Annotated in this window: 2 protein-coding genes; one reads left to right on the forward strand and one right to left on the reverse strand. The window is 61.6% G+C overall.

What is annotated here, in order from left to right:
• The coding region (locus NW819_RS14465) for a dihydrodipicolinate reductase C-terminal domain-containing protein (RefSeq protein ID WP_414414173.1) at window positions 1–273 on the forward strand (273 nt) is incomplete at its 5' end.
• Here NW819_RS14465 and NW819_RS14470 read toward each other — a convergent pair.
• Entirely contained in the window at window positions 270–1,187 is a 918-nt protein-coding gene (locus NW819_RS14470; protein ID WP_414414174.1) for a methylenetetrahydrofolate reductase, read from the reverse strand. The genes NW819_RS14465 and NW819_RS14470 overlap by 4 nt on opposite strands.
• Window positions 1,188–1,283: the final 96 nt, after the last annotated feature.

Consider the following 1,283-nt stretch of genomic DNA (forward strand, 5'->3'; position numbering starts at 1 on the left):
CGCGACAGCGGGACGGAGTCCTCAGTGGAAGAAAAAGAGCTGATCCCCGGTGCGCGGGGAGGGCTCTCTGGCCCCAACATTCCCATTCACAGCGTTCGTCTGCCGGGGTTGATCGCCCATCAGGAGGTCATTTTTGGTGGGATGGGGCAAACCCTCACCTTGAGACACGACACCACCGATCGGATAGCTTTTATGCCGGGGGTGATCCTGGGGATCCGCAAGGTGCTGCAGCTTCAAGGTTTGGTCTACGGGCTGGAGCAGGTCTTGAGCTAGTGGGTCAGGGGAGGGATCCCGGCCTCATCCAGAATGCGGGGGATGAGGTGCTCGGCTTTGACGGCCATCAGATGCACCCCGTGGCAGATTTGGCGGGCCTGCCGCACCTGTTCGGCGGCAATGCGGATCCCTTCTTCGAGGGGGTGGGCGGCGTTGGCCAGCCGCCGGATGATCCCGTCTGGGATCTTCACTCCTGGCAGGTTGCGGTTGATAAACTCGGCATTTTTGGCCGACTTGAGCAAAAAGATGCCAGCCAGGATGGGCTTGCCGGCGGGACGGCCCAACTTATCCATGAAGCGCTCCAGCTGCTCGAAGTCGGTGACCATCTGGCTCTGGAAAAATTGGGCCCCGTTTTCCAGCTTGCGGTGGAAGCGCCGCTCCAGGCCGGAAAAGCTGCCCGATTGGGGTTCTACTGCTGCCCCCGGCAACAGATGCGTGCCCCCATCCGGGAGAGGTTTGCCGTTGCAATCGAGGCCGTTGTTCAGCCGTTGGATAAGCTGCAGCAAGCGCACCGACTCCAGATCGAATACGGGGCGGGCATCGGGGCAATCGCCGATGTGGATGGGATCCCCGGTGAGGGCCAACACATTGCGCAGGCCGAGAGCTGAGGCCCCCAACAGATCCCCCTGGAGGGCCAGGCGGTTGCGATCCCGACAGGCCAACTGCAGGATCGGTTCAACGCCTGCCTGATGCAACAGCAGCGAAGCTGCCAACGGGCTCATGCGGGCCATGGCTCGGTTGGAGTCCGTAATGTTGATGGCATGCACCCGCCCCTTGAGCTGCTGGGCCAGAGACAGCAGGGTGCTGGTGTCGGATCCCTTGGGGGGGGTAATCTCGGCGGTGAGCAGAAATTCCCCCTGCTGGATGGCCTGGGCGAAGCGGGACAGGGGAGGTGATGAGGGGATCAGGGCCACAATTCCTGAAGGAAAGGTAAAACGGCTGGCTTATTATCGACTTTTCCGGGAGGTTTTTCCAGACAGGTCGTCCTTTCTCAAGGCTTGGGCGAGGGA

Source organism: Synechococcus sp. R8-2, assembly GCF_047461715.1.
Classification (GTDB): domain Bacteria; phylum Cyanobacteriota; class Cyanobacteriia; order Thermostichales; family Thermostichaceae; genus Thermostichus.